Here is a 26854-nt window from a genome sequence, read left to right as displayed (position 1 = left end):
AAAAACTACAGATTAAAATACTTCTATAATATGAATTACTATCATTTATATTAGGATAATTATAAGAAAAAATATCTGCTGTTATTAGTTTTTAAGAGAAAAAAATCTTTGTAGTAATGTCTAGCTGCAATATAATTTGCTTTTCATAATTTTTCCAAAAAAGTTTATAAGATATTATACCTGAATTTGAAAATCTCTGTTTGCAAAAGTATTCAGATCAAGTAAGTTTCCATGGTTGTAGAGGTAATCTAGGGACTATCATAGGTAGGGAAGAAAAGTATGACAAAGAAGCCACTATATATATTATTAGCTGTAATAAGTTTTTTAGGTATGCCTCCCTCTCCCCTGGGATTTGCGGCAGGGAAGAAGGATAATCGGATATCCGAAGTTCCCCAAGAAGTATTGCTAAAAGAAATCTCTGGTGGATTTTCTAGAGTTGCTGAACAAGCAACCCCAGGAGTCGTATATATTGAAAGCTTCCCAAAAAGTAGTCGTTCTGTTCAGCCTACTCCAGGACGTAAGGGGCCCTATGATAATCCCTTTGATTATTTCAATGATGAATTTTTCAATCGATTTTTTGGCTTGCCTTCTCAAAAAGAACGTCCCATATCTAAGGAGGCTGTACGAGGTACTGGATTTATTGTTTCTTCGGACGGCTACGTAGTAACGAATAACCATGTTGTTGAAGATACAGGAAAGATTCATGTTACTCTCCATAATGGTCAGAAGTACCCTGCTAAAGTTGTGGGGCTTGATCCTAAAACAGATTTAGCTGTCATTAAAATTAATGCAAAAAATCTTCCTTATTTGAATTTTGGAAATTCTGATGATTTGAAAGTAGGTGACTGGGCCATCGCTATTGGAAACCCTTTTGGATTGCAAGCGACAGTCACTGTAGGAGTCATTAGTGCTAAAGGTAGAAATCAGTTACATATTGCGGATTTTGAAGACTTTATTCAGACTGATGCTGCTATTAATCCAGGGAATTCTGGTGGCCCCCTGTTGAACATTGATGGACAGGTAATTGGAGTCAATACTGCTATTGTGAGTGGTAGCGGAGGATACATAGGTATCGGTTTCGCGATTCCTAGTGTAATGGCCAAAAGAATCATTGATCAACTAATTAGCGATGGTCAAGTAATTCGAGGTTTTTTAGGCGTTACCCTTCAGCCTATAGATGCCGAATTAGCAGCATGTTATAAATTAGAAAAAGTGTATGGAGCACTAATCACGGATGTTGTTAAGGGATCCCCTGCTCATAAAGCAGGATTAAAACAAGAGGATGTTATCATTGCTTATAATGGTAAAGAAGTAGAATCTCTGAGTGCTTTTCGTAATGCTATTTCTCTTACAGACCCAGACACCCGTATTTTGCTGAAGATTGTTCGTGAAGGGAAAATTATTGAAATTCCTGTAGTGATTTCTCAAGCTCCGCAGGAAGATGGAGTATCTGCTTTACAGCGAGTAGGCATTCGTGTACAGAATCTAAACGCAGAAACAGCAAAAAAATTAGGTATCTCCTCAGATACCAAAGGTGTTCTTATTGTAGCAGTCGAAGCTGGATCACCAGCAAGCTCAGCAGGGATAGCTCCAGGGCAAATTATTCTTGCTGTAAATCGACAAAAAGTTTTCTCAGTAGAAGAACTCAATTCCGTATTAAAAGACAACCATAATGAAAATATTCTTCTCATGATTTCTCAAGGAGAGGTAATTCGTTTTATTGTCTTAAAACCTGATGAATAACGTTAGGGATAATATTAACTAGTGAAACATGTTTCACTGTGTTTACCTAATTTATCGAGAAGCTGACAAATAGAGAGGAATCCATTTCGTAATTGGTCTTTAGAGAAATTTTCTTCCGCAGCATGAATAGCATCACTATAATAAGATACCCCTCCAATCACAGGCTTGGCTCCAGAAGCCTTTTCTAAAAGTGGAGCAATCGGAATGGTTGCTTCCATATATGTTGTAAAACAAGGCCGATGGTATATAGATGAATAGACATCATTTAATATGGAGATTATAGGGAGATCTTTTGGTTGCCTCCAGCCTGGTGATCCTTCAAAAATTTCATAAGAAAATTCTAAAGAAGAAGGTACGCGGTTTTTTAAATGTTGTATGATCTGTTCTGCTACTTTCTTTGGGCGTTGATAAGGGACAAGGCGACAAGAAAGATAGGCTGTAGCTTGATGTGGAATAACTGTTTTAAATCCGGGTCCCGTATACCCTCCTGACATACCATTAATATCTAAAGTAGGATAGAGACGTACCGCTTCTTCGGAATTTGTAGCAGGTGCATAGAGGACGGGAGAAAAATTAGCGTGATGAACATTTTGACCCTCAAGAATTTGTATTGGGATGGCTGAACCTTCTTCAGGTAAGGTAACATCTTGATAGAAATTTTCTACGGCTATAGAGTGATCAGAATGATATAAGGAAGACAAAAGTTGTGCTAATGCACGATTCACATTGTAGGCCTTGCCTCCAAAGATTCCCGAATGCATGTCTTGGTCGCCTTCCTTTAATGTCACTTTCATCGTTACTAGACCGCGAGCCCCAATATTTATGCAGGGAAATTGAGCAGATGGAAAACCTCCATCTAAAATAAGACAATGATCCGCATGAAAAGCGCTTTCTTTTTCATGAATAAATGTCTGTAGAGCTGGGCTCCCATGTTCTTCTTCTCCTTCAATAATCCAGAGAATGTTTACAGGGAAACATTGCCGTGATTGATAATAATACTGCAAAGCTTGCAGAGCATAGAAGCATTGTCCCTTATTATCAGAAGCTCCGCGAGCAAAGATCTTATTTCCACATTTCCTCATAATAAAAGGATCCCCTAACCATCCATCAGAAAGATCAGCGGGCTGAACATCGTAGTGATTGTAAATAAGTAACGTAGGCTTAGACGGATCTATATGCCTATGATAGGCATAAATAACGGGAGGATGTCCTGGATATTCCCATAACTCAGTTGTGAATATGTTTTGAAGCTTTCCGGTTAAAAAATGTGCACAGTTTATACAATCAGTAAGATAGCGGTTATCTGAAGAAACAGAACGAAAAGAAAGAAAATGAGCAAATTCTTGGAGAATTTGTTCATAATGACTTTCAAAATATTGCAGATCATTGTTCATAACTTTCTCTAGGAGTTATTGAAAATAATGCCTAAGTTAAATTAACTTTGTTTTTCTGGAAAGTAAGGATACGATCTTACTATTAATCTTCTAGATTTAAAAATAACAAGCACACCTAATGATAATTAAGGGATTCGGATCAATGAAGGTTGGAGACACCTATAGAAATTTTGTCATTAAGTTAAGCCAGGAACTCCCTGAAATCGAAAGTAAATTACTAGAGATTGAACATAAGCCTTCAGGTGCTTCTATCATGATGATCATCAATAATGATGAAGAAAATGTATTTAATATTTGTTTGAGGACATGTCCTCAAACATCAAATGGTGTCGCTCATGTTTTAGAACATATGGTTCTATGTGGATCGAAAAATTATCCTGTACGTGATCCTTTTTTTTCCATGACGCGACGTAGCTTAAATACATTTATGAATGCATTCACAGGAGCTGACTTTACTTGCTACCCAGCAGCATCACAAATTCCTGAGGATTTTTATAATTTACTTAGCGTATACATTGATGCCGTTTTCTATCCTTTACTTACAGAAAATAGCTTTTTACAAGAAGGATGGAGATATGAATTTTCTCCTGAAAACTCTTTAACTCATACGGGAGTTGTATTTAATGAGATGAAAGGAGCAATGATGTCGGGTGAAGCACGATTATCAGAAGCCCTAAATGCAGCTTTGTTTCCTTCTGTTACTTATGGAGTGAATTCGGGAGGAGATCCTAAAGATATTCTTAACCTTTCTCATAGCAATATTGTGGCATTCCATCAGAGCCAATATACTCTAGGGCGCTGTTTATTCTATTTTTATGGAAATATAAAACCCGCAAGACATCTGGATTTCTTAGAAGAAAAATTACTCAGACATGTAGGGAAGTTAGAAAAGCAAACTTTTTCTGTCCCGCTACAGAAGAGATTTAAAGAGCCAGTAAGAAACATTTTGAAGTATCCTTCAGATAGTCAGAATCAAGACAAAGTACTTTTTGGATTATCTTGGTTGACATGTTCTATATTAGATCAGCAGGAATTATTAGCATTGTATGTATTAGATATTGTTCTCATGGGTACAGATGCTGCTCCTTTAAAATCACGGCTGCTGAAATCTGGCTTTTGTAAGCAAGCTGATATGGGAATCGATGGAGAGATTCGTGAAATTCCCGTTACAATTATATGTAAAGGGTGTTCCCATGGAGGAGCTCAAAAGTTAGAGTCTTGGATTTTTGCTTGTTTAGAAGAGATCATAAGAGAGGGAATTCCTCAACATCTTGTTGACGCTGCTGTCCATCAACTAGAGTTAAATCGTAAGGAAATTTCAGGCTATTCCTTACCCTATGGATTATCATTATTTTTCCGTTCTGGCTTATTGAAGCTACATGGAGGAAATGCTGAGGATGGCTTGAGGATACATAGTTTATTTATGGAGCTTCGGGAGAAACTACAGCGTCCTGATTATCTAGAGAAGTTAATTCGGAAGCATTTTTTTAGATAATCCTCATTTTGCTCGAGTTATTCTTCTCCCAGATTCAGATTTGTTATCCATAGAAAACCAAGAAGAAGAAGCTCTTCTTAAAGATGTGGAGAATAAGTTATCTTCAGAGGAAAAAGAACATATTCGTCATACTTCTAAAATGTTGGAAGAATATCAACATCAAAATGAAGATCTTGATAGAGTACTCCCTAATTTTTCTTTAGATAAAGTACCTCATTCAGGAAGAGAATATAACCTAGTTAAAGAGAATGTTACTTATGGCGAAGTACTTCATCACGAATGTTTCACCAATGATTTAATCTTTGCTGAACTCGTTATGAATGTCCCTCCTTTATCTGTTGAAGAACTTCCTTGGTTGCGTTTACTTGTTTTTCTCATGCCTCAATTAGGGTCAGGAGAAAGATCATATAAAGAGAATTTAGAGTTTCTTCTTGAGCACACAGGAGGAGTAGACGTTTCTTATGAGTTTTCGCCTCATGCCAATAATAATACTGTATTATCTCCTTCAGTGAGTATTCGTGGAAAATCTTTGGAATCAAAAGCTGGTTATCTATTTCAGGTTTTGATGGACATGGTAACTCATGTGGATTTTACAGATGTTGCAAGAATCAAAGAATTGCTCATGCAGCATAATGAAGCTTTAACAAATAGCGTGCGTAACAGCCCTATGGGTTATGCTATTAGTATGGCTTGCATGGATAAATCCTTGACAGCATCTTTGTCTTATTTAGCTTCAGGAATACCTTATGTTAAGAAGATTCGTGAGATTACGAAAAATTTTGATGAGTCTAGTGACGAAATTATTGCTATTTTACAAGATCTATATAAAAAATGCTTCTTTGGAAGGCGTCAGTTAGTCATTAGCGGTAGTCAAAGTAATTATCAGCATTTAAAACAGAAGAATTTTTACGGAATTTTAGATCAAGAAATAGTCCCTATTGCTTCCTGGGAGAACCCTATTATAAATAACTCGGTGATTTCTCAAGGGTTATATATACCTGCACGAGCAGCATTCAATGCATTAGCATTTCCTATTGGAGATCTAGCCTACGATCATCCCCATGCTTCTGCGTTAACTGTAGCTGCAGAAGTATTGGATAATACCGTTTTGCATACGAAAATTCGAGAACAAGGTGGGGCTTATGGCTCCGGAGCTGCTGTTAATCTAGGCAGAGGAACATTCTATTGCTACAGTTATCGTGATCCTGAGATTTTTAATAGTTATCAGGCATTCCTACACGGTATTAATGAAATTTCTCAGGGGAATTTTTCAGACGCAGATATTCATGAAGGAATTTTAGGGGTCATCCAAAGTTTAGATTCTCCCATTGCTCCAGGAAGCCGAGCTTCTACGGGATATTATAGATTACGTTGCGGTAGAGTTCCTGCTTTAAGACAAGCATTTCGTAGGTCAGTTCTGAGTGTTACTAAAGAACAAATTTGTACAGTAGTGAAGAAATATCTACAAGATACTATAAATAGCGCTACATTCATTTCTTTTGCAGGAGAAGAAATGCTTCGTGAAAATATGAAAAGTTTTGATCAAGAGTTTGCTATAACATCAGCATTATAAATATTCATGTTTCTTCTTTAACGTAGATGCTTCAGAATACGTATTTTCTTATTCTGAGGGATTAGGTAAAAAGGGCTTGGTAGGATTACAAATACTAGGCTCTTCTATCTTGTGCAAAGAAGAAGTCAATTCTAAGTCCTCGAATTTCCTGAGTGTTGGAAGTACTCTATGTTGTAGGCTAGAAGCCATGTCATTATAACTTTGGACAGCATTATTTAAGTTTTTTCCAAGTTTATAAAAGTGATTAAAAACAACATGTAAACGATGGTGAAGCTCTTTCCCCAGTTGGCCTATTTCTTGGATTTGTTTCTGTAGATTTTCCTGTTTCCATGTATGAGCAATTGTTTTAAGCAATGCTAATAGTGTTAAAGGACTCGAGAGAATGATATTAGAAGCCGCTGCAATATCAATGAGCTCAGGAGCTATACGCAAGGCATCATTAAAAATACTTTCTCCTGGAAGAAAGAGAATAACAAATTCAGGAGAGTAACGGAATTTATCCCAATAACTTTTTGATTTTAAAATTTTAATATGTTCTTTAATTTTCCCAACAAGTTCTGATTTATCCATATTCTCATCAGAGAAATATGTTTCAGAAAATGGAGCTTTAGCATCAATAATTAAACAACGTTCTTGAGGCAGGCGAACAATCATATCCGCACGAACAAGACCTTGAGGATCGCTAGCTTGTGTTTCGTAGTCACAATATTTAAGCATTCCAGAAAGTTCTAAAATCCTTTCAAGTTGAATTTCTCCCCAACGACCACGTGCTCCTGGATGTTTTAAAATATTTGTAAGAGACTGTGTTTCTTTCTCTAATTTTTTTTCTACAGATAATAAATGCGTGATTTGTTCTTTTAACGCTCCACGATCCTCAGCATGTTTAGTTTCAAAGGTCTCTAAATTTTGTTTAAAAGCAAGTAATGTAGTTTGGACTGGTAAAAGCAAGGACTCAATAGTTTTAGATTTTTCAGAAAAATAAACTTGAGTTTCCGCTTTCATATCTTTAATCAGGGCCTGACATGTCACAGAAAGCTTATTGCTAAAATCTTCCATTAATTGCTCTGATTGACGAGAAAGCTCTAATGAATTTTTCAACAAGATATTTTCGTTCTCTAGTTTACGTTGTTCTTCTAAATATCGTACCTCTCTCTTGCGATAGTAAAACGATGATAACAATACTCCTAGACATAAGGATGAAGTAGAAACCACAACATGTATAAAACTCATCATGGTTATCTCATTTTTTTATAATACGCAATTGCAAAAATCGGAAAGATCACACAAACATACAACCAAGAGACTAAAAAAAATACTTCAATAAAGTGATCGATAAGACCTAGGAAAAGTAAACAAGCAACTAGCCCGGTGGTTGCTACAAGTAAAAATGAAGAAACTTTGAAACGTAGATTCTTAATTCCAGGGAACTTCCAAGGGGAAATCATAAGACTCCCAGAGAAAAGTAGGCTGAAAGAAATTAAAATAACATGCACTTGATTAGGCAACACGGTTGAGAAGTTAGAAACTAGTAGTAAGGATAAAGAAACCACGCAAGCCGCAGCAGCAGGAATAGGTAATCCAATAAAACAAGAGATGCGCGTTGTATCAGAAGGCTTTTTAGAGAATAAATTGTAGCGTACGAGCCTCAAAACTCCGCATAAGGAGTAAATAATTGACGTGATCAAGAGAAGCAAAGAATAAAAGCCCTCAGTATACACTCCATCAAGACTTCGAATGGCAATTAATGGTGGCGCTATACCAAAAGTAATAGCATCAGAAAGAGAATCAAATTGTGCTCCGAATGCACTTTCTGCTTTCATAATGCGAGCAATAGCTCCATCTGAAAAATCAGCTATCATAGCACTGATCAATAAAAGAGAAAGTCCTTGAAGTCGGTGTAAAAGTTCAATGGAAGAAGAGGTCTTTAAAATACTTTTGAAAATAATAAATAGCCCACAACATAAACCAAAGGCAGTAATAGCATTAGGAGTCACTGCTCGACGCTTACCTCGGATATCTGATTCTAATCCTACCATAAGAAATGCGAAATTTTAACTACCGCTTCAGCATAATATATTCATCTAAAATCAACAAGTTTTTGGCAAAAAGATCATGAGAAAATAACAGGACAAAAAGTGCATGAACGCCATATTTTTTCCGGAGAAAGAGATTACTTTTCAATTGCACGAAACAGCATCTATTCCTATATATAGTATACAAGCGCATAATGTTTCACTACATATTGGGTTTCTTAGAAAAACTTCTCCAGGGAAGAGGGGCTCTCTTTGTGTTTTTATTGAGTCTTAAATTTGTAGGGAAGTTACTCTAAAATGTGTAGAGAATGAGTCGCTGTTGTTTGGTTAGAATATATGTTGGCATTGAGGTGGGGGAATATGGTCGAAGTAGATGAGAAGCATTATACTATTGTGAAACGCAATGGAATGTTCGTTCCCTTTAATCAAAATCGTATATTCCAAGCTCTAGAGGCTGCTTTTCGTGATACGCGTCGTTTAGAAGATGGTTCTCCTCTGCCTAAAGATCTCGAAGTTTCCATTTCTACAATTACTCATCAGGTTGTGAATGAGGTTGTAAGGAAAATTCGTGAAGGTCAAGTCATTACTGTTGAGCGCATTCAGGACATGGTAGAGAATCAATTGTATGTTAATGGCTTACAGGATATTGCTAGGGATTATATTATTTATAGGGATCAGCATAAAAAACAGCGTGAAGGATCTTGGCACTACACTTCAGTCGTGCGCAGGGACGGCAACGTTGTTCGGTTTAACCCTATGAAAATTTCTGCAGCTTTGGAAAAAGCTTTCCGTGCTACGAAACAAATTGTTGATGTGCCTCAACAAGAGATTCTATTAGAAATCAATACTTTAACAAACAAAATTGTTGAAGAGATCTTAGCTGTAAGTTCTCCAGAAAATAGTATTGATATCGAAACCATTCAAGATATTGTTGAAAAACAATTGATGGTTGCTGGTCATTATAAAGTTGCAAAAAATTATATTTTATATAGAGAAGCTCGTGCAAGAGTACGCGATCGTCAAGAAGAAACTCCTAAAGTACAAGAAGAAGTTAATACAGAAACTTATGAAGTAATTCGACTGGACGGCACACATTATCACATAAATAAGGCTCAATTAACAGAAAGATTATTGTGGGCATGTCAAAGATTCCCAGACACTACAGATCCTCATTTGCTTGCAGAAATGGCATTTACAAATTTTTATTCAGGAATAAAGGAGTCTGAAGTCGCATTAGCTTGTATTATGGCAGCTAGAGCAAATATCGAAAAAGAACCTCACTATGCTTTTGTAGCTGCAGCGTTGCTTATGAACGTAGTTTATGAAGAAACATTAGGTAAGAATGCAACAGATCCTGATCTTGTTGAAACACAAAAACAATGGTTCAAGGAGTATATTCTGCATGGAGAACAATATCGGTTGAATCCCCTATTGAAAGAATATGATCTCGATGCTTTAGCAGAATCTTTAGATATTTCTAGAGACCAACAGTTTTCCTATATGGGAGTACAAAATCTCTATGATCGTTACTTTAATCAACATGAGGGGCGTAGATTAGAAACAGCACAAATTTTCTGGATGCGTGTTTCTATGGGATTAGCTTTAAACGAAGGTGAAAATAAAACCGCATGGGCGATTACTTTTTATAATCTTCTTTCTACGTTCCGTTATACACCGGCAACACCTACACTGTTTAATTCGGGAATGCGTCATTCCCAACTAAGCTCTTGTTATTTATCCACTATAAAAGATGACCTCGCACATATTTATAAAGTTATCGCTGATAATGCCATGCTTTCTAAATGGGCCGGAGGCATTGGAAATGATTGGACAGGAGTTCGTGCTACAGGAGCTCTAATTAAAGGAACTAATGGAAAAAGTCAGGGAGTTATCCCGTTTATTAAGGTTGCTAATGATACAGCAATCGCTGTCAATCAGGGGGGTAAACGCAAGGGAGCAATGTGTGTTTATCTAGAAATCTGGCATTTAGATTATGAAGATTTCCTAGAATTAAGAAAAAACACAGGAGATGAACGTCGGCGTACTCATGATATTAATACAGCCAGCTGGATCCCTGATCTATTTTTTAAACGTTTACAGCAGAAAGGTACTTGGACTTTATTTAGCCCCGATGATGTTCCTGGGTTACACGAATCTTTTGGCTGGGAATTCGAACAGCTTTATGAAGAATATGAGAGAAAGATTGATTCTGGAGAAATCAAATTATACAAAAAAGTCCCCGCAGAAGATTTATGGAGAAAAATGCTCAGTATGCTTTACGAAACAGGTCATCCATGGATGACATTTAAAGATCCCTCAAATATTCGTTCAGCTCAAGATCATGTGGGTGTCGTTCGTTGTTCAAATTTATGTACCGAAATTTTGTTGAATAGTTCAGAGACAGAAACAGCTGTATGTAACCTAGGGTCTATCAATTTAGTAGAACATATTGTTGACGGAACTATTGATGAAGAAAAACTTAGTGACACTATTTCTACAGCTATTCGTATTTTAGATAATATTATTGATCTTAATTTCTATCCTACTGTAGAGGCTGCAAATGCTAATTTACAACATAGGGCCATTGGACTGGGAGTCATGGGCTTCCAAGATGCCTTATATAAATTAAATATTAGCTACGCTTCTCAGGAAGCTGTAGAATTTGCAGATCGTAGTTCAGAGTTGATCGCCTACTACGCCATTCTTTCTTCAAGTTTATTAGCGAAAGAACGAGGTACGTACAGCTCTTATAAGGGATCAAAGTGGGACCGAGGCTTCTTGCCTTTAGACACTATAGAATTACTAAAAGAATATCGTGGGGAAGAATATCTTGATATGGATACTTCTTCGTATAAGGATTGGACTCCTGTACGCGAATCTATTAAGGCTTATGGAATGAGAAACTGCCATACCATGGCAATTGCTCCTACAGCAACCATTTCTAATATTATTGGGGTGACTCAATCAGTAGAGCCTACGTATAAGCATTTGTTCGTAAAGTCAAATCTATCAGGGGAATTCACAGTACCTAATGTATATTTAATTCAAAAGCTGAAGGAATTGGGGCTTTGGGATGAAGATATGTTAGACGATTTAAAATATTTTGATGGTTCTTTGTTAGAAATAGAACGCATTCCTGATGACTTAAAAAAAATTTTTCTTACAGCATTTGAAATCGATCCCGAATGGATTATCGAATGTGCTTCTAGAAGGCAGAAATGGCTAGATATGGGGCAATCTCTTAACCTATATTTATCTGAGCCTAATGGTAAAAAATTATCAGCAATGTATCTTACAGCTTGGAAGAAGGGGCTAAAAACAACTTATTATTTAAGATCTTCAGCAGCAACTTCTGTAGAGAAGTCGTTTACTGATATTAATAAACGAGGGATTCAACCAAGATGGATGAAAAATAAATCAGCTTCCACAGATATCATTGTAGAAAGGTTTAAAGAAGTGCCAACCTGTTCTCTCGAAGAGGGTTGTGAATCTTGTCAGTAATCAAAAAAGAGAGGGAGAGTTATGGAAGCAGATGTTTTTGAAGGGAAGTTAAAACGTGTTCAGCTAGACAGTAAGCGTCTAGTAAATTGTAATCAAGTTGATGTAAATCAGTTAGTACCCATTAAGTATAAGTGGGCTTGGGAACATTATCTCAATGGATGTGCAAATAATTGGTTGCCTACCGAGGTTCCTATGGCTCGGGATATTGCTTTGTGGAAATCAGCAGATCTTTCTGAAGACGAACGTCGGGTAATCCTTTTAAATTTAGGGTTTTTCAGCACTGCAGAAAGCTTAGTAGGCAATAATATTGTTTTAGCTATTTTTAAACATATTACTAATCCTGAAGCACGTCAATATTTGTTAAGACAAGCTTTTGAAGAAGCAGTCCATACGCATACCTTTCTTTATATTTGTGAATCTTTAGGTCTTGAAGCATCCGAGGTATTCAATGCATATAATGAACGCGCCAGCATCAAAGCTAAAGATGACTTTCAAATGTATTTAACTCAAGATATAGTTGACCCTAACTTTTCTACAGACTCTTTAGAAGGATTACGTAAATTTATTAAGAACTTAGTAGGTTATTATATCATTATGGAAGGGATCTTTTTCTATAGCGGTTTTGTGATGATCCTTTCTTTCCATCGTCAGAACAAAATGACAGGAATAGGAGAACAGTATCAGTACATTTTAAGAGATGAAACTATTCATTTGAATTTTGGTATTGATCTTATTAATGGTATCAAAGAAGAAAATCCCGAAGTTTGGACACAAGAATTGCAAAATGAAATTGTAGATTTGATTGAGAGAGCTGTAGATTTGGAAATTGATTATGCTAGAGATTGTTTGCCTAGAGGTATTTTAGGATTAAAATCTTCAATGTTTATTGATTATGTTCGCCATATTGCAGATCGTCGTTTAGAAAGAATAGGTCTAAGGCCTATTTATAATGCAAAGAATCCTTTTCCTTGGATGAGTGAAACTATAGATCTCAATAAAGAGAAAAACTTTTTTGAAACTCGTGTCACAGAATACCAAACTTCCGGAAGTTTACTTTGGTAGGATAGAAAACTAAAGTTTTTATTGAATGATTTTCTGCGACTTTTAGAAGATTCTAAAAGTCGTTTTTTTTGATATGGATAACGTTTCTCATATACATTAATTATCTTAGAAGAAAAATATCTTATAAAAAACTGAATGAGGTTTTATAATCCTCTGAAGTAGAAATCTTATTTCTTTTAAAATCACCATTCATCCCATTTTAATGAAGCCTCAAGATTTAAAACTTCCTTTTCTTTGGAAAGAACGGAGCCCCAGGATTCAAGATTTTATCTTATATGTTCCTGAGTATTATTTTGATCATGAACGTTTTCTCATGCCGTGGGATAGTTTTTTCAGTAGTTCTCAACCAGTTATTTGTGAACTTTGTTCAGGAAATGGTGACTGGGTAGTTTCTCAGGCTCTATCTACTCCACATATTAACTGGATTGCCGTTGAAAAGCGATTTGATCGAGTTAGAAAAATTTGGTCAAAAATGAAAAATTCGCAAGTAAATAATTTAAGAATCGTTCATGGTGCCGCCCAAACATTTTTTCGCTACTATGTAAGCGATTCTAGTTTACAACGGGTTGTCATAAATTTTCCTGACCCTTGGCCAAAAACACGACATCAAAAACATCGTTTATTTCAAAAGGAATTTGTTCAAGATATTGCTAGAGTATTACAGGATAAGGGCGGACTAACTCTCGTTACGGATGATAAAATATATCTCATTGAAGCTATAAACATCATGCAGAGTCATTTAGTCCCCAGACTGCATGAACCGTATTATCAATCGATAGATAATTATGGAGAATCTTGGTTTGAGAAGCTCTGGAGATCTAAGGGTAGGGAAATCTTTTATACAGAATTTATAAAAGATGTGGGATATAGCTGACTTGAACAGCTGACCTTCACGATGTCAACGTGACGCTCTAACCAACTGAGCTAATACCCCAATTCATAAGACTAACATGTTATTGAGAACAGAGTATCTTTGCAATAGGCATTGTATATGTTTAGAGAAATAGGCAAATATCAGGGAAATGTTGTTCACCTCTCTCATGTAATTTTTCAAGAAGTTCTTATTGCTGGAGATTGCGTTGTCGATGCCACTTGCGGTAACGGTAAAGATTGCGTAGTTCTAGCACGTTTACTGAAAGGAAAAGGAAAAATTGTTGCTTATGATGTGCAACAGGAAGCCTTAGATAGAGCTAAACACTTGTGTTTAACATCGTTATCAGAAGAAGAACATAAAATCATAACATTTAAAAAACAATCACATGAGCACATTAACGAAGTAGGAGCGAAGTTATTTCATTATAATTTAGGTTACCTTCCTCGGGGTGATAAATGTATCACTACTTTAGAAAAAACTACGATAGCAAGTATTCAGAAAGCCTTGACTTTGGTCACAAATCAGGGGGTAATTACCGTAGTATGTTATCCAGGTCATGAAGAAGGAGAAAAGGAAATGTTAGCATTAGAAAAATTAGGGAGGGAACTCGATCCACAACAGTGGGAGGTAGAAACTTTTTATGTTATAAATAGAAAGAAAGCCCCTAGATTATTAGTATTCCGTTCCCTTCAAGGAAGGCGATAGGGAATAATACGAATTTCTTCTTCTAAATTGATGCCTTGGGATTGCAGTTTATCTTTTACTATCTGAATAAGTTGTTTTACTTCATGAGCAGTTGCTCTTCCTGTATTCACAATAAAATTAGCGTGTTTCGGTGATATTTGTGCATCCCCGAAAGAAAAGCCTTTAAAACCTGCTTCATCAATTAATTTCCCTGCAGAATTTCCTTTTGGATTCCGGAAAATACAGCCTGCGGAAGGCAATTGGTATGGTTGAGATAGTAGACGGTGTTGTAATAATTGTTTTGATGTTTGTAAGGCTGAAGAATTCCGAAAGATCCTAAAGGTCGCAGATAAAATAAATTCTTTGGAATGATGAAATCGTGAAGTACGATAACCAAAATCTAATTGCTCAGCTGTATAGGAAATAATATTACCTTGAGAATCGATAGCCTCAACACTTTCAATAACTGAGGCAACATCTTGTTCTCCAATCCCAGCATTCATAAATACTGCACCACCAACAGATCCAGGGATACCTAAGGCAAATTCTAGACCAGAGTATCTACAGGAAGAAAGCGTTTTCCCTAGATAGGAAAAAGACATACCCGAATATGCTTTAACAGTAGTTTCAGAAAGAAACTCTTTTCCCTGGATATTATTAAATAAGATGAAACCATCAAAACCTTCATCATCAAATAAACAGTTTGACCCCTTCCCTATAATGACGACAGGATAATTATGGCTATAAAGAAAACGAATAACTTCTTGAGCCTCACTAACAGATTGAATTTCTTTAAAGTAATTAGCAGGTCCTCCAATACGGAATGTAGAATACTTGCTTAACCAAACACCGCGACGAACAGAGAAGGGGAATTGTATAGTAGTAGATTCTTTCACGTCGAAGATTCCCATGAAGTATTTAAGATATACTGATATCCTAGGCTAACCACATATTAGTCTAGTTTCTGAATTTTCTATGGTAGGTAAGGATAAACGGAAAATGTCGTTTAACACCGCATAAATAAGAGCGCAAGCTTCTACGTAGCTAAATTTTTTGATGAGTCTTGTAGCCTCAGCAATTAAAATAGCAGTACTTATTGGTTTATCATTATAAAAATATTCGAACAGAGTTAGACGTAATACATTTTTTTCCATTAAAGTTAGCTTACTAAATGAAATTGTTTTAATAGTTTGAGAGATTAACACGTCTAATTCTAAGGATTTAGCAAGAATTTCTTTAGAAGTGTTTAAAGCGAGGAGAACGTGTCTTTGCGCCACAGCAGTTTCAGACATTACAAGAGGGACTAAACTCGCCTCTGACGAAGGATCCATACTCAAAGCATATAATATCTGCAACACAACTTCACGCATTTTCCTCCTAGGAAGAGAGCGAGGTAGCTTGACGTAAGCCCCTGGAAAATCAGAGGTCAACGTAGACATGACAACACCAAACAAGTAAATGGTTTCCTGATTATATTAAAGTACCTCTCAACTTGCTAAATGTTAAAATTTAACATAGCCTAGAGATGCGAGACATCAAAGAGACCAATTCTATATTTAAGAAAGTTTTAATCGCAATAAAAAATTATGATTAGGATATGTTGAACACCAATGATGCTAACTTGGATATAAAAAATTTACTTGTGGATAAACATCAATTCCGGGGACAAAGATCAGTAACAAATCTTAGATAAATAATAGGATTTCAATTGCTTTTCTTTTGAGGATTCCATAAGATCTTATGCTTGCTTGTCTAGGCGATATTTGGGGTTACTCCCATAGGTTTGCTAAGCATGAATACCGGCCTCTGATCATTGTAAGGTCATGTTAACGAGTAATCGGGATAGAGTGTGGCGTTAAATTTAAAAATTAACAGACAAATACGAGCACCTAAGGTTCGTCTCATAGGTTCGAGTGGCGAGCAGTTAGGCATATTAGGTATTAAAGAGGCTTTGGATTTAGCCCGGGAGGCAGATTTGGACCTTGTAGAGGTCGCTTCTAATAGTGAGCCCCCCGTATGTAAGATTATGGATTATGGCAAGTATCGCTATGATTTAACCAAAAAAGAAAAAGACAGTAAGAAGGCTCAACACCAAGTAAGAATCAAAGAAGTCAAATTAAAACCTAATATTGATGATAACGACTTTTCTACTAAGTTAAGACAAGCACGAGCTTTTATTGAAAAAGGGAACAAAGTCAAGATTACTTGTATGTTTCGAGGCCGTGAACTTGCTTATCCCGAACATGGGCACAAAGTTGTACAGAAGATGAGCCAAGGACTGGAAGATGTGGGATTTGTAGAGTCAGAGCCTAAATTAAATGGTCGTTCTCTAATTTGTATCGTAGCTCCAGGAGCTGTAAAAACTAAAAAAAAGCAGGAAAAATTGCATGCCCAAGATGAAAAGCAATAGATCCGTTGCGGCGCGTTTTAAGCTAACCGGTTCAGGTCAGTTAAAGAGATGTCGCCCAGGGAAAAGGCACAAACTTTCAAAAAAATCTTCGCAAGAAAAACGCAACCTATCTAAACAGCCTCTAGTAGATAAAGGGCAGTTAGGTACGTATAAGCGAATGATGCTTGTTTAATGTAAAGGATTATTTATTATGGTAAGAGCAACAGGTTCGGTAGCCTCCAGACGTCGTCGTAAGCGTATATTAAAACAGGCTAAAGGTTTTTGGGGAGATAGAAAAGGTCATTTTCGCCAGAGTAGGTCTTCTGTAATGAGAGCCATGGCTTTTAATTATATGCATAGAAAGGATCGGAAAGGTGATTTTCGTAGTCTTTGGATCATGCGTCTCAATGTGGCCGCAAGAATTCATGGTTTATCCTATAGCCGTTTAATTTGTGGCTTAAAATATGCTAGAGTTAGTTTAAACAGAAAAATGCTCTCAGAAATGGCTATTCATAATCCTCAAGGATTTGCAGAAGTAGCTAATCAAGCGAAAAAGGCTTTGGAAATGGCTGTATAGGAAAGAAATCTCATGACGATTCAAGAGGAGCTTGCAGCTACTAAGCAGCAGTTTTGTACTGAATTAGATCAAGTACATTCTTCGAAAGATCTTTTTGACCTAAAGGTACGTTACCTAGGAAAAAAAGGGATTTTTCGAGGATTCGCTGAAAAATTAAGAGAGTGTCCTATTGAGGGGAAAGCTCAATTAGGAGCCTCTATCAATGATTGTAAAGCTTATATTGAAGAGTTAATTCAAGATAAAAGTCATCGCATTCTTCTTGCTGAAGAACATAAAGAATTCCTAAAAGATAAAATAGATGTAACTCTACCAGGAGAGCCTTTTTGCTCAGGAGGTAGACACATTGTTAAAAAAGTTTTGGATGATATTGTTGATATCTACGTACACCTAGGGTTTTCTGTTCGAGAAGCACCGCATATTGAAAGTGAGAAAAATAATTTTTCCCTACTCAATTTTGATGAAGATCACCCCGCTAGGCAAATGCATGACACATTTTATCTAGATCCTACAACGCTATTACGTACTCATACCTCTAATGTGCAAGTTCGTGAACTCAAGAAGAAAGCTCCACCCATAAAAATTGTGGCTCCCGGTTTGTGTTTTCGTAATGAAGATATTTCAGCACGATCTCATGTCATTTTTCACCAGGTAGAAGCATTTTATCTTGATAATCACGTAACTCTTTCTGACCTGACAGCAATGCTTACAGAGTTTTATCCTATTTTTTTTGAAAGGAAAGTCGAATTGCGTTTACGACATAGTTATTTTCCTTTCGTTGAGCCAGGCATAGAAGTAGATATTTCTTGTGAGTGTCACGGAAGGGGATGCTCCCTATGTAAACATAGTGGTTGGTTAGAAGTAGCCGGAGCTGGTATGATACATCCTCAAGTCCTACGCAATAGTGGAATAGATCCAGAAAAATATTCTGGCTACGCTGTTGGAATGGGAATTGAAAGATTAGCTATGTTAAAACATGGCATTTCTGATATTCGTCTTTTTTGTGAAAACGATCTCAGATTTTTACAACAATTTTCTTAGGGAAGAATGGCAGAGCGGTTTAATGCACCTGTCTTGAAAACAGGAGACCTGAAAGGGTCCGGGGGTTCGAATCCCTCTTCTTCCGTTCCTTTGTAAATCAGTATTTTAGATTTTCCTTTGAGGAGTTTTTCTCCTTTCTAAATATTTATTATTTTTATCTTTTCTAAATTGTTTAATTTAAACTTATAATCATTTTTTGTTTTAAAAATTAATTGATAGTAAATTTGTTTTTATAATAAATTATAAAAACGATCGAATAATAATTAATTTAGTTTTTTGCTTCTTTTCGGGTAATCATGAGAAAATCTAATTATAATTTTGAAACAGCATTACAGCATTTAGAAAAGTTAAAAAAGATTTCTTACGGTTCCTTACCTACCTATGTTTCTAGTCCTCAGAACAATGATATTTCAAGAGAAAACAGTCATGTTTATGAAATGAAACAAGCCCTTAAAAATATAGAGAGTTATCTCAAGAGAGCAGGTACTCTACCTAAAAGTGAGGCTAATAAAGCCTTACAGGAATCTAATTTTCTTATTTCCAATGTTCAGAATGTATTTTCATTTCTAGAAAGTAGAGAACGTAATCTTTATCAGAGTTTGGTTCACGATTATTCTGAATTGAATAAGGTATACAATAAGATTCAGGTTAATCTTAGTCATAAACTTGTTGATGAAGATAATCATGGAGAGATTGCAGAGTCAGAAGTAGATACAAATGAAGAAAGGTTTCTAAATAATCTAGTAGAGGTAAAGAGAGATCGTTCTTATGAATTATTTTACATATCTGATGAGGAAAATAAACGTTTTTATACAGACACACTAACCCAAATTATTTGTAAGCAAGGGAAGTTACATGAAACAGCGCATGAGGGCGATCCGTTAACAAAAACAGCCCTCTGGCATAGTGAGGAAATACATCATATAGTTTCTTCATTGGTATTTACCAATGACATGCCCATTAGAATTTTTTATAAAACTGCATTGAGTAATTTAGAAATAGAAGTAATAGAAAAAACTCATAATGCAGTTATGGCTTTATTTTTCTCCAGATATAAAGAGAATATAATAATAAATAACCCTTCTAAGGATAATATCAGCTATTTTCATGATTTTTTATATTTTCTCAGACAAGCATGGAAGGCTTTAAGCAATACAACTCAAGAAGAATTGATAGAAAAACAGTCACATCAATTAGTTTCCGCATTAAGTAGCGGGCTGTTTGAAAGTAGGCTGATGTTTACAGAGGCTGCTCGTTATCTTTATTTCCATATACAAGTACAACCTCAAGAAGAAAATAAAAAATCGTTATTATCAGGTCAGTATATTAAAGAAATGTATGACGATCTGTATCGTTTTTTATCTAAGTATCCTAACGGCCCTTTATTTAAAGCTATCGATAGGTTATTGGAACCACGTTCTACAGTTTTTGATCCTATTATTTTAGGTATGCTGCCTGGATGGGAAGGAACATTAAAATTAGGAGATAAATCTATACGTGTTATTCGTTCTCCTAGTCCAATAACACAGGGATCTATACTCTATGCAACTTGTAATGAAGAGTTTTTAAGCTTTCTTGCTGCTAAAGAGTCTCTTCAAGAGACTACGTTAGTATTAAATATCCAGAATCGCATGTCTAGAAAAGACCGTGCACGAAGTCGTGTTATAGAAGAAAGTGTAGAGAGGATTTCTAGAGCCTATATATTTTCATTTCCTGAACCAGAAGAACTATTAAAAAGTTTAGAAGATACTCATGGGGAACAAGAAACCTTTGTTGATTTCTTCTCCACATTGAAAGAAGAATTCAATAGTTCAGATTCTTTATCTCTATTCTCCATTTCTAAAACAGTTCAGGAGAATATACGTCAGTTTCTTGATGATAGTTTAGATGTATTAAGAGACACTTTATTTTCTAAGAAAAAAATCCTATTCAGAAAAGATAAGCTTCTATTACTTCACGTGGTATCCTATCTTATAGTTTTTAAACTTATAGAATTTTTTAGTCCTAATAATCTTATAGTTATGTCTAAGGATGGATTGGATTATGCTTCTGTATTTATTGCAGGATTTTCTTTCTTCTCTAATGAGAATTTCTGGGATGAACATAAATTAAAATTACTTCTAGTTAAAATTCTTACCCCAACTTTAGTAGCTAGAGATCGACTAGTTTTTGTACACCACATTGAACTATTGAGTAAATTTGTGAATTGCCTGAGAAAGAATAGACAAAACTTAGGCAGAATTAAAAAATTCTTTGATTATGATCTAGAAAAATGGGATTTTTCGGATTACTTAAGTGAAATCACTGAAGTTTCGCATAAGCAAGACTAGTGAACATAGTAAGAATGATCAGAGGAAATAACATAATTGGTAACGTAGGTAACACACTACTATTAGAAAGAACAATACCTGCTTTCAAAAATACAAAGAAAGTATTGATGGCACCTAATGGAACAATGTATGCAAGAGTTACTTTAGGTATACGACTAAACCTTAAACAAAGATACGCAGAAAGAATCATCGCTGAAATGCATGCTAAAGGGGAGATCAACATATAATAAAATATAGATAATAAAGATAAAATACGCTGAGGAATATTTGTAGATAAACCGAGTCCGGTAGCGTTCCAAGGAATAGCCCGAAAAGATTCCGAAAGACGATTTTTTCTCCCAGCCGTGAAGATCTTAGAAAAAGGATTATCGTAAAATCCGAATTCAATTTCCGGGAATTCTTTCATATCTGAAAATTCACTAAGTTCCATACCCCCAGATTCTGTCCCTGAAAAGCGAATTACGTCTAGACCAATAGGTAAAGAGGGAGTTGTAAAAGCAAGCTTTTCCATGGTGTAGATGGTCTGAGGATTTTTAATCCAAAAGACCTTATTAAGTGTAAGAGTTTTATGGTCAATAGAAGAGTATAAGAGGATTGTTTGATCTTTAAGGTAAAGAGCAGGAATTTTATCCTGAGCCTTATCTAGAGTTCCTCGATCTATATGTTCTTTGGTTGTTGATATTTTTTCACATATAGGATGAAGCCACTGAAAATTTCCATAGAGAATCAAAGTGATAAACAAGCTGGAGCGGATTAAAGGTGCCGTTAGAGATTTTAATGATAATCCAGATGCTTGCAGTAAAAGTACTTCTCGTTTGTTTTGCATGGAAAATAAGGTCATTGTTGTTGCAACAGCAACAAGTTGCGGAATTAAAAATTCCGCTTTTAGAGAAATTTGAGCGAGATAGTACAAAATAGAAAGTTTTAATGAAGCTCCTGAGGTAAGAGTGGAGGCATTGCCTTTTATAGTGTGTAAGGCATGGTGAATAGAGGCATAAAAAATAAACGATAATACAATGAGTGATCCTAAAGAAAACCAGAATTTTGTTAATAAATAGCGTTTCCAGATATACATAAGTTTATGCGTAACCTCGGTTTTCTCGATATGCACGAACAGCGAAAACAATCCATGAAACTAGTTGAGGCATAATAAATAGCATAAATGCAGCAAGGAGAGCATTTGTGTTTTTCCCTACAATTAATAAGACCAGATCTAATATAGGAAATATACAGTATAAGGTTATAGATTTCCGAAATCGAGGTTTATAAGTACCTAAAACCATACCAGAATATGTTAGGGTAATACATAATAGTCCTATGCCAATTCTTCTTAGAGTCTCTGGTAAATGAGCACGATTAAAGGATTGTTTTACTAGTTGTTTCCATGGCAAGTAATCCGTCCGTGTTTTCATATAAGATTTCCCAGCGAATAATGTAGAGGTAATCTTGGGAATAAGCATTTCGTCAAGAGTTTCAATATAATATTCATTAGTATCTGTAGAGTTTTGGGTTACTAAGTTCGCAGGAAGTTTAGAAATCATGACGATTTCTTTAGCTTCTACACTGTCATTAGCTACATTGGGAATAATTGTTTTAATGATTCCTATGTTAGCAATTTCTTCATCTCTCTTTAAAGCGATAATGACATTATCAAATTTACTTTTTGCACAATGATCTACGGCAATGAAAATACGATTATTTTCTTTCTTCTGTAGAGTTTGTAACAAAAGAGTTGGAGAAGTCATTGCCATATGTGCAATTTCTTTGCATGATTGAAATCGACAGATGGAGGCAAGTTCAGAACACGTATAGAAATTGATACAGCAAATAGCGCAGGAAATCATCAAGATGGGGAAAGAGATGATTCCCTGAGAGGCACCTGAAGCTTTGAGAAAAGTGATTTGATTGTTATCAGATAGTCGACGAAACAAGGAAAAGGAAGAAATAAAGCAGGAGACGGGAAGAATAAAAGGCAATAAGTAGGGGATTTGGTAGGCAGTTAACCTTAAGACTGTAGAATAAGAAACATCTTTTGCTATGTAACTAACAATTTCTTGAAGAGAGCTAATAATAGAAATACAGATTAAGCTTAATGTACAAAAGACCACTGTTTTTAAATAACGGAAAATTAACACTTTCCATAAAATGGGCATGATATACCTAATTAAGAGTTTTCCAAAGTTACAGAAGTAGGAAGAGCATTGGCGATATCCTAGGTATGCCGGTAACCTGAATTTGTTGTTCAAAGAAAAATTTGTAACGGACTATTGAATTATGTTACATCGTCTACTCAGAAATGATAAGCAATTAGAAGTTTTTTTTTCTTCTTTAGATATGAAAAAAAATTACTTATTAGCTTTATCAGGAGGAAGTGATTCGCTATTTCTGCTTTATCTCCTTAAATCTTGGGGAGTAACATTTGTTGCTGTGCATATTGACTATGGCTGGAGGGATACCTCTTTTATTGAAGCCAAAGAACTGGAGGAGAAATGCTTCCAGGAGAATGTTCCTTTTATTATGGATCGTGCCCCTCTAGTAGAGGGCAGCCCCAGAAACATGGAAAATTCTGCACGTCAGTATCGTTATGCTGTTTTCTACAGGCTATGCGTAGAAAAAAATTGTCAGGGATATTTTTAGCTCATCATGCTACAGATCAGGCGGAAACAGTGATGAAGCGATTATTTGAGGGCGCGCATCTCAGCAATTTAAAGGGAATGGCTCCACAGGCATTTTATCGAGGTATTCCTCTTTTACGACCACTACTACATATTCCTAAGTCTGTATTATCCAAAACTTTAGATGATGCAAACATCTCCTATATTCGGGATAGCACAAATACAGACGAGCGTTATCTTCGTGCACGTATGCGTAAGAAGATATTCCCGTGGTTAGAAGATGTTTTTGGGAAGAACATCACGCAGCCATTACTTGCATTATCCCAGGATTCTGAGGAACTTTTCCAATATATTCGTAATCAAGCACAACCTTTTCTTGCAAATATAAGCAAAAAAAACGCAAGTTGGTTTCTTGAAGTACCTAAGGAATTGTTAGAACAAGTTTTTCTTGCTAAATGGGTATTTAAAGAATTCTTTTCGAAAGCGAATATTATTGTTTCAAGACATGCCTTACAAACGGTTTATGAACATTTGGTTCGTGGATTTCCGGTGCAATTGCGATTACAAAAGAAAAGAGTAATCGTAAAAGCAGGGGTAGTAATGATAGAGTAGAAAGTATATAATAACCGACTGCGCATCTTTTAGTGAGTGAGTGTCGATAACATCAGTATGTGCAGAGTTTTCATATTTTATATTTATAACTGGGTTTTATAAACAAAATAATAAAAATTTGATATATTTAATAATTACTTGTCAGATTGATTAGCTTAGTTGTGTAGTTTATGTCTAAAGATAAAAAAATGAAGCCTGAGTCGAAGAAAAATTTTCCTACGGTCTTTTTTTCCTTTTATTTGGTGTGATTTTTGGTGTGGTTGCTATTCAAAACTTTTTGGTTGCCAAGAAAGCTCGGGTAAATTTTAGCCATCAGTTAGAGCATTTAGTAAATTTAAAGTTAATTCATCCTGAAGATAGTCGTAAGGTTGCTTTAAATGATAACTTAGTTTCATTTAGTGGGCGCTTTTATGAATCAGCACCGGAAGATAGTCAAATACGTTATCATTATTTAGAACTTATAAATCAGAGACATCAACTAGATTTTGATCTTCATGAAGTAACTAAGAACTTAACGTATCTTGAAAAAGAAGTAGAGAACTCTATTACTTGGTTTTCTGCTATTTCGGGATCACCAATTCCTGAAACGGGGTATTTGATTTCTCCCAGTATAGAATCAGGGCAGTTTTCATCACCCGCGTTTATAGTGCATGGGGAGAATAATTTTCAAATTATCAATTTGCGTTCTTTAGAAAAACGTTTTTCTACGTTACCTTCATCTTATGAAAACTTACGCACCTTTGGTTCAGATTTATATGAACTTATAGGAAAATACTTGTCACCTGCATTAGGCATTGGCTCAGATGCTTTAAAGCGTGAACTAAAGGATCTATATCAGCAAGTAGAGTCTTCTTTAACTCAGACCATGGATGCTGAGCAATTGCGTGCCCTATATCAAAGGGTAATAAGTTCTTTACTTAGAATTTCTTCTTCATTGGCTTTATCGGATAAAGGAGAGCGGTTTGAACAGTTGCGTTCGGTTCGGATGTACCGTGAAGAACGGAATAAATATGAAAAGCTTATAGAAGATAGTCATGTCAATCAGGCACAGTTAGATAAGCTTCGTGGAGAGTTGAATCAGGTTGTATGGTACTTTAATAATCAGGAAGTATCGTCTCGTGCCTTAGAGAAGCAGGATCCTGATGTTTTTGCCCATTGGTTTGCTGGAGCTAAGCAAGAATGGGAGGGATTTGTTAATAATCGCTCTTTAACATTTAAGGCTCCTGATCAGCCTAGAAATTTAGTGTTAGAGAAAACTTTTAAAAGCGAAGAACCCTCTCCTCATTATGTAGGTTATGTATTTACTTTCTTACCTATTTTATTAGTTCTTGCTTTTGTTTATTTTGTTTTTTCTCGCCAGGTGCGCGGCATGAATGGCTCGGCGATGTCATTTGGAAAATCACCAGCACGCTTATTAATGAAGGGACAAAATAAAGTTACTTTTGCCGATGTTGCTGGTATTGAAGAAGCCAAAGAAGAGTTAATAGAAATTGTAGACTTTCTTAAAAATCCAACAAAGTTCACTAGTTTAGGGGGAAGAATTCCTAAGGGTGTACTATTAATAGGCCCTCCAGGTACAGGAAAAACTTTAATTGCTAAAGCCGTTTCTGGAGAAGCTGATCGTCCTTTCTTCTCCATAGCAGGTTCTGATTTTGTAGAAATGTTTGTCGGTGTTGGAGCTAGTCGTATTCGCGATATGTTTGAACAGGCCAAGAGGAATGCTCCTTGTATTATATTTATCGATGAAATTGATGCTGTAGGTCGGCATCGAGGAGCAGGTATTGGTGGTGGGCATGATGAGCGTGAACAGACTTTGAACCAATTACTTGTTGAGATGGATGGATTTGGAACGAATGAGGGAGTGATCCTCATGGCTGCAACTAACCGTCCTGACGTCTTGGATAAAGCATTACTTCGCCCCGGACGTTTTGATCGTCGTGTTGTCATGAATCTTCCGGATATTAGGGGAAGGTTTGAGATTTTATCTGTTCATGCGAAGAGAATTAAGCTGGATCCGACGGTAGATCTTATGGCTGTAGCTCGCAGTACTCCGGGAGCTTCGGGTGCAGATTTAGAGAATTTGTTAAATGAAGCAGCTCTTCTTGCTGCACGTAAAGACCGCACTGCTGTAACTGCCGTAGATGTTGCTGAAGCTCGTGATAAGGTTCTTTATGGTAAGGAACGTCGCAGTTTAGAGATGAATACTGACGAAAGACGAACAACAGCTTATCACGAATCAGGGCATGCTGTTGTCAGTCTATGTGTCCAGCATTCGGATCCTGTAGATAAAGTAACAATCATTCCTAGAGGACTTTCCTTAGGAGCTACTCATTTTCTTCCAGAGAAAAATAAATTGAGTTATTGGAAAAAGGAACTCTTTGATCAACTAGCTGTTCTTATGGGAGGACGTGCTGCTGAAGAAATCTTTTTAGGAGATGTTTCTAGCGGTGCACAGCAAGATATTTCTCAAGCAACGAAGCTTGTGCGTAGTATGATTTGTGAGTGGGGAATGAGTGATCATCTGGGTACTGTGGCTTATGATGAACGTTCTGATATGTCTACTGGTTATGGGACTTATCATGAGAAAAATTATTCAGAAGAAACAGCAAAATCAATAGACGGAGAATTAAGAGCTTTATTAGATGCTGCTTATCAGCGTGCTTTAACTATAATTAAAGAACATCGAGATGAAGTAGAGCTTATGACTCAAATGCTTATTGAGTTCGAAACTTTAGATGCTAAAGATGTTAAAGAAATTATGGATCATACTTGGGATCCTGAAAAGAAACGAGCTCGTTTAAAAGAAGAGGGTATGATGTTCAAAAAAACATCGGATGATTTACCTCCTCCGCCTCCTCAAGAAGTAATGAAAGATGGTACTTTAAAGCTAAATAATAACCCTACAAGCTGAACCCTATCTTTCTTTTTCTATTG

17 protein-coding genes, 2 tRNA genes and 3 pseudogenes are annotated in these 26854 nt (G+C 36.0%); 14 read left to right on the top strand and 8 right to left on the bottom strand.

The features are described 5' to 3' along the window. Window positions 1-279 precede the first annotated feature (279 nt). Entirely contained in the window at window positions 280-1743 is a 1464-nt protein-coding gene (gene htrA / locus RT28_RS02690; RefSeq protein WP_020356467.1) for a serine protease HtrA, read from the top strand. A 14-nt stretch (window positions 1744-1757) separates the two neighbouring features. Here htrA and RT28_RS02685 read toward each other — a convergent pair whose 3' ends face one another. Next, on the bottom strand, window positions 1758-3137 hold the full coding sequence (locus RT28_RS02685) for a M20/M25/M40 family metallo-hydrolase (RefSeq protein ID WP_038500731.1): 1380 nt from the start codon (window positions 3135-3137) through the stop codon (window positions 1758-1760). A 142-nt stretch (window positions 3138-3279) separates the two neighbouring features. On the opposite strand from RT28_RS02685, the pseudogene RT28_RS02680 reads away from it, so the two are divergent. Next, a pseudogene (locus RT28_RS02680) lies at window positions 3280-6205 on the top strand (insulinase family protein). 48 nt (window positions 6206-6253) lie between these two features. Here the strand turns inward: RT28_RS02680 and RT28_RS02675 are convergent. Both RT28_RS02675 and RT28_RS02670 read right to left on the bottom strand, forming a co-directional pair. Next, window positions 6254-7435, bottom strand: coding sequence for a DNA recombination protein RmuC (locus RT28_RS02675; protein ID WP_038501304.1), 1182 nt, complete (start codon window positions 7433-7435; stop codon window positions 6254-6256). Between the two features lie 5 nt (window positions 7436-7440). Next, window positions 7441-8241, bottom strand: a complete 801-nt coding sequence (locus RT28_RS02670; protein ID WP_020359306.1) for a CDP-alcohol phosphatidyltransferase family protein — start codon at window positions 8239-8241, stop codon at window positions 7441-7443. Between the two features lie 357 nt (window positions 8242-8598). Between RT28_RS02670 and RT28_RS02665 the strand changes: the two genes are divergently transcribed. From RT28_RS02665 to RT28_RS04835, 3 genes are all read left to right on the top strand, one after another. Next, window positions 8599-11739 (top strand): ribonucleoside-diphosphate reductase subunit alpha, encoded by a 3141-nt coding sequence (locus RT28_RS02665; protein WP_038500728.1) that lies wholly within the window; start codon window positions 8599-8601, stop codon window positions 11737-11739. A gap of 21 nt (window positions 11740-11760) precedes the next feature. Then, complete coding sequence (locus RT28_RS02660; RefSeq protein ID WP_038500725.1) at window positions 11761-12801, top strand: ribonucleotide-diphosphate reductase subunit beta; 1041 nt, start codon at window positions 11761-11763, stop codon at window positions 12799-12801. A 202-nt stretch (window positions 12802-13003) separates the two neighbouring features. After that, window positions 13004-13675, top strand: a complete 672-nt coding sequence (locus RT28_RS04835; RefSeq protein ID WP_081750422.1) for a tRNA (guanine(46)-N(7))-methyltransferase TrmB — start codon at window positions 13004-13006, stop codon at window positions 13673-13675. Here RT28_RS04835 and RT28_RS02655 read toward each other — a convergent pair. Beyond that, a tRNA-Val gene (locus RT28_RS02655) sits at window positions 13662-13735 on the bottom strand. The two genes, RT28_RS04835 and RT28_RS02655, sit on opposite strands and share 14 nt — an antisense overlap. Before the next feature lie 57 nt (window positions 13736-13792). Between RT28_RS02655 and mnmM the strand changes: the two genes are divergently transcribed. Further along, window positions 13793-14380, top strand: a complete 588-nt coding sequence (mnmM, locus tag RT28_RS02650; RefSeq protein WP_020356456.1) for a tRNA 5-(aminomethyl)-2-thiouridylate-methyltransferase MnmM — start codon at window positions 13793-13795, stop codon at window positions 14378-14380. Here the strand turns inward: mnmM and murB are convergent. Together murB and nusB are read right to left on the bottom strand one after the other, a co-directional pair. Next, window positions 14365-15255, bottom strand: coding sequence for a UDP-N-acetylmuramate dehydrogenase (gene murB, locus RT28_RS02645; protein WP_020356455.1), 891 nt, complete (start codon window positions 15253-15255; stop codon window positions 14365-14367). The two genes, mnmM and murB, sit on opposite strands and share 16 nt — an antisense overlap. Before the next feature lie 45 nt (window positions 15256-15300). Beyond that, window positions 15301-15798 (bottom strand): transcription antitermination factor NusB, encoded by a 498-nt coding sequence (gene nusB, locus RT28_RS02640; protein ID WP_020356454.1) that lies wholly within the window; start codon window positions 15796-15798, stop codon window positions 15301-15303. Between the two features lie 410 nt (window positions 15799-16208). On the opposite strand from nusB, the gene infC reads away from it, so the two are divergent. The 6 genes from infC (at window position 16209) to RT28_RS02610 (ending at window position 20693) form a co-directional block, all read left to right on the top strand. After that, the gene (infC, locus tag RT28_RS02635; protein WP_020356453.1) at window positions 16209-16769 is read left to right on the top strand and encodes a translation initiation factor IF-3; all 561 of its coding nucleotides are present in this window, start codon (window positions 16209-16211) and stop codon (window positions 16767-16769) included. Then, window positions 16747-16941, top strand: coding sequence for a 50S ribosomal protein L35 (gene rpmI, locus RT28_RS02630; protein WP_020356452.1), 195 nt, complete (start codon window positions 16747-16749; stop codon window positions 16939-16941). The genes infC and rpmI overlap by 23 nt, the downstream gene beginning before the upstream one ends. 18 nt (window positions 16942-16959) lie before the next feature. After that, entirely contained in the window at window positions 16960-17325 is a 366-nt protein-coding gene (gene rplT / locus RT28_RS02625) for a 50S ribosomal protein L20 (protein ID WP_020356451.1), read from the top strand. A 12-nt stretch (window positions 17326-17337) separates the two neighbouring features. Then, window positions 17338-18363 (top strand): phenylalanine--tRNA ligase subunit alpha, encoded by a 1026-nt coding sequence (gene pheS / locus RT28_RS02620; protein ID WP_038500720.1) that lies wholly within the window; start codon window positions 17338-17340, stop codon window positions 18361-18363. Next, window positions 18364-18448, top strand: a tRNA-Ser gene (locus tag RT28_RS02615). Window positions 18449-18659: 211 nt separating this feature from the next. Further along, entirely contained in the window at window positions 18660-20693 is a 2034-nt protein-coding gene (locus RT28_RS02610; protein ID WP_038500717.1) for a hypothetical protein, read from the top strand. On the opposite strand, the gene RT28_RS02605 is transcribed toward RT28_RS02610, so the two are convergent. Continuing rightward, window positions 20665-21768 (bottom strand): LptF/LptG family permease, encoded by a 1104-nt coding sequence (locus tag RT28_RS02605; protein ID WP_038500714.1) that lies wholly within the window; start codon window positions 21766-21768, stop codon window positions 20665-20667. The genes RT28_RS02610 and RT28_RS02605 overlap by 29 nt on opposite strands. A gap of 4 nt (window positions 21769-21772) precedes the next feature. After that, on the bottom strand, window positions 21773-22846 hold the full coding sequence (locus RT28_RS02600) for an LptF/LptG family permease (protein WP_020356447.1): 1074 nt from the start codon (window positions 22844-22846) through the stop codon (window positions 21773-21775). Window positions 22847-22967: 121 nt separating this feature from the next. Here RT28_RS02600 and tilS point away from each other — a divergent pair. Beyond that, a pseudogene (gene tilS / locus RT28_RS02595) lies at window positions 22968-23920 on the top strand (tRNA lysidine(34) synthetase TilS). A gap of 170 nt (window positions 23921-24090) precedes the next feature. Further along, window positions 24091-26831: pseudogene (gene ftsH / locus RT28_RS02590) on the top strand (ATP-dependent zinc metalloprotease FtsH). Window positions 26832-26854 lie beyond the last annotated feature (23 nt).

This window comes from Chlamydia avium 10DC88, from assembly GCF_000583875.1.
Classification (GTDB): Bacteria; Chlamydiota; Chlamydiia; order Chlamydiales; family Chlamydiaceae; genus Chlamydia; species Chlamydia avium.
The sequence above is the reverse complement of the archived record's forward strand: the minus strand, read 5'-3'. Positions and strand labels throughout refer to the sequence as shown.